At 68.8% G+C, this 3,454-nt stretch carries 4 protein-coding genes; 1 reads left to right on the forward strand and 3 read right to left on the reverse strand.

The features are described from left to right. Positions 1-171 precede the first annotated feature (171 nt). Positions 172-732, forward strand: a complete 561-nt coding sequence (locus QZT59_RS07445; protein WP_290813609.1) for a class I SAM-dependent methyltransferase — start codon at positions 172-174, stop codon at positions 730-732. A 269-nt stretch (positions 733-1,001) separates the two neighbouring features. Here the strand turns inward: QZT59_RS07445 and QZT59_RS07450 are convergent, their stop codons facing one another. From QZT59_RS07450 to QZT59_RS07460, 3 genes are all read right to left on the reverse strand, one after another. Then, positions 1,002-1,163: a hypothetical protein gene (locus tag QZT59_RS07450; protein WP_290813612.1), complete on the reverse strand. Its 162-nt coding sequence runs from the start codon at positions 1,161-1,163 to the stop codon at positions 1,002-1,004. A gap of 63 nt (positions 1,164-1,226) precedes the next feature. Further along, entirely contained in the window at positions 1,227-2,273 is a 1,047-nt protein-coding gene (locus tag QZT59_RS07455; RefSeq protein ID WP_290813615.1) for a HEAT repeat domain-containing protein, read from the reverse strand. Between the two features lie 131 nt (positions 2,274-2,404). Next, positions 2,405-3,454 (reverse strand): mandelate racemase/muconate lactonizing enzyme family protein (locus tag QZT59_RS07460; RefSeq protein WP_290813618.1); only part of this gene is annotated, 1,050 nt, incomplete at its 5' end.

A 3,454-nucleotide genomic window follows, 5' to 3' on the forward strand; every position in this document is an offset into this window, starting at 1 on the left:
CCGATCGTCGCGGTCGACGGTGACGAACCCGACGCCGCAGTCTCCGTACCCAGTGATGAAACCGTCACTACCGTTCCCGAGGCGGTCCGGTGGATCGAGGGGCGGCTCGACCGTCGATGACCATCCGATCGCCCCACAACCGTTAGGTCGGTCGTCCTCGAACGATCGGCCATGTGGGGTCCCGGTGATGTCGGCTTCTTCGATCGCGTCGCGCCGCTGTACGATCTGGTACATCCCGATCCGGATCCGGAGACGATGCGGGCGGCGTTCGATCCGAGCGAACGCGAGGTTCGGACCGTCCTGGACGTGGCCGGCGGGTCCGGTCGGGTCGCTCGAGCGATCGACGCGGAAACCGTCGTCGTCGACGTCTCCAGGGGGATGCTCGCTCGGGTCGACGGCCCGGCCGTTCTGGGAGATGCCGGAACCCTGCCGGTGAGCGACGACGCCGTCGACGCCGCGATCTGCGTCGACGCGCTTCACCACCTGCCCGAACCCGGTGCCGCCCTCGCGGAACTGGCCCGCGTCGTCAAACCCGGTGGTGTCGTCGCCGTCGTCGACTTCGATCCGGGGACCGTTCGTGGCCGGCTGGTCGCCCTCGGCGAGCGCGCGGTCGGCATGGACTCGACGCTCCATGGGCCGGACGAGGTCGCCGAACTGCTCGCCGCCGCTGGCGTCGACGCCGCCGTACGACAGCGGGGGTTCGTTTCCGTGGTCTCCGGGATCGTCGAGTAGCGCGACCGGCCGGGACAACACCTACGTCGATGGACCGACTATCTCGGTCGTGACCTCGCTCAAACGCCCCCATCACCTCGAGGTCGTCTGTGAGGCGTGTGGGACCGAGTGGACGGTCGTCGTTCTCCTGACGCGGACCCAGGAACCACCGTCAACGCTGACGCGGGCGTGTTCGGAGTGCGGAACCGAACGGACCGTTCGGATCGTTGGATGACCGTTTCACCCCCGCACCACCCACGTCCCACCGACTCACCCTCCACCCCAGTCGCTCACTTCCCGCGCCGCTTCGACCGCGCCTCCCGCACCTCCGCCCCCGAACGCTTCTTGTCCTCACAGTACGGACACACTCGCGGCTCCTCGACGTCGTTCGGGGTGAACACCTTCGCGTACTGCTTCGTGACGAAGGATCCGCAGTTCTGACAAGTCGGCATTGCGGCACGGTATGTATTCTGATAGCAAGGCTTTTGCGACAGCGGCATTTGTCGTGGGATCGATCACTCGATTCGAGCGAGCGCCCACGCCGCCCGCTCACGGACGCCGGGATCGGGATCCCGATCCCGCATCACGCGCAGGTCGTCAGCAACGGTCGACTCGGCACAGTATCCGAGCGCCAGACAGGCGTTCTCGCGGGCCTTCGAACGCTCGTCTGATAAGCACTCGCGCAACGCCGGGATCGCGGGACTGACCGTCTCCGGAAACGTCGCCGCGATCCGGGCCAGCGCCGATGTCGCGTTCGATCTCGTCCCGGCGTGATCGTCCGAGAGCAGGCTGGCGAACCGATCGGTGTACGGCTGGATCTCCGCTGGCCGTCGGTCGGCGAGGTCGGCCATCATGGCGGTCGCGTTCGTTCGGATCGGTCCTGACGTCGAGTCGAGCGCCTCGACCGCCGGTTCGACGGCGGGGAGGACCGCATCCGGGTCCACCCCCGCGATTCGTCCGAGCGCCGTGGCGGCGTGGGCCCGATCGTTCCGTTCCGCGGGCGGTCGTTCGTCCGGGTCGAACACCGCGACGAGAAGCGGAGCGTGCGGGGCGACCACGTCGGGATCGCTCTCGGCGATGGCCCCCAGCGCGAGCAGCGCCCCCCGCCGAACCGCCGCGCTGTCGGTGATCGCTCCGACGAAGATCGGAACGGCGTCGACCTCGATCAGCGCTCCCGGATCGGCCGGTGCGATCGCCGCGAGACACCCCATCGCCGCCGTCCGTTCGCGAGGGTCGGTCCCTTCGGTCGCCGCAGCGAGCACGTCGGCGTAGGGGGCGACTTCCTCAGGGACGTGGACGGCGAATCGGGTGAGCGTCGTCAACGCCCCCTCCCGGCACGGATCGTCCGGCCGGCGAACGACGTCGATCAACCCCGGAATCGCGGGGACGAACTCCGCCGGACGGACCGAGACCACCGCATCGAGTGCCGAAATCGTTGGACGCAGCACGGCGGGGTCACGGTGTCCGAGCAGGTCGAGAACGACCGCCACCGTCACCGCTTCCGGACGCGTTTCCGCACGGTCGGCGAGTTGCCGCGCGCGACGGTCCGGGGATGGTTCCACGGGGTCACCCCCACCGACCGACGATGGTCGCCCGTGTCTTCTTCGGCGTGTGACGGATCACGTGACGCCCGTCGAACCCGGAGAACATAAACGCAGCGGCGGTTCGACGCCGTTTTCCCGCTCGCCTCCCGTCACCCCGCTCGGTACCGTTCGAGAGCGTCCTCGTCGACGACGACGCCGAGACCGGGACGATCCGGCACCGTGAACGTCCCGCCGTCCGGAACCCACTCGTCGGCGTTTTTCAGCAGCGTGTGTTCGGCGTGGGAGTTCAATACGCCGGTCGGGTAGGTGACCGTCGGCGTCCCCGCCGCGAAGTGCGCGCTCGCGGCCATCCCCACGCCGAGTTCGACCATGCTCCCCACGAAGCAGGTCAACCCGTGAGCGTCCGCCACCGTCGCCACGTCTCGCCCGCGAGCGAGGCCGCCCGTCTTCGCCAGCTTGATGTTCAGAATGTCGGCGGCGTTCCGGCGGGCGATGTCGGCGGCGTCCCGCGGCGAGAAACACGACTCGTCGGCGAGAATCGCGGGTTCGACCGCCTCGCGCACCCGCCGAAGCCCGACGATGTCGTCGTAGGCAACGGGCTGTTCGACGAGTACCAGTCCGCCGGCGGCCTCCGAGAGCGCCCGGATCTCCCGAACGGCCTCCTCGGCGGTCCACGCCTGATTCGCGTCCACCCGAATCCGGGCGTCGGGAACGGTCTCCCGGATCGCACGCAGCCCCGCACGCTCGGCCTTGGGATCGTCGCCACCGACTTTGACCTTGAACGCGTCGAACCCGTTTTCGGCCGCGCTCGCGGCGTCCGCGCCCATCGACTCGGCGTCTTTGATCCCGATCGAGTAGTGCAGATCGATCGTCGGATCGCCATCGGGTCCGCCCAGCAGATCGTAGACCGGTAGCTCTCGGGCCTTTCCCAGCGCGTCGTGGAGGGCGAGATCGATCCCGTACAGCGGGAACGGTTCGCCGGCCAGCGCCCGCTCGGCGTCCTCGACGATTCGGGGGATTCGGTTCAGGTTTCGGCCCTCGACCAGCGGCGCAAGGTGGTCTTCGACGAGGGTCAGACAGGCCGACTGGGTCAGTCCGTGGGGCCAGTACGCCGCCGGGGCGATCTCGCCCGTCCCGGTCACGCCCGCGTCGGTCTCGACGCGCACGATGACGTGATCGTAGGTGCTGTCGTCGTGGTC

Origin of the sequence: Halovivax sp., from assembly GCA_007119345.1 — an archaeon.
In the GTDB taxonomy this organism is placed as follows: Archaea; Halobacteriota; Halobacteria; order Halobacteriales; family Natrialbaceae; genus Halovivax.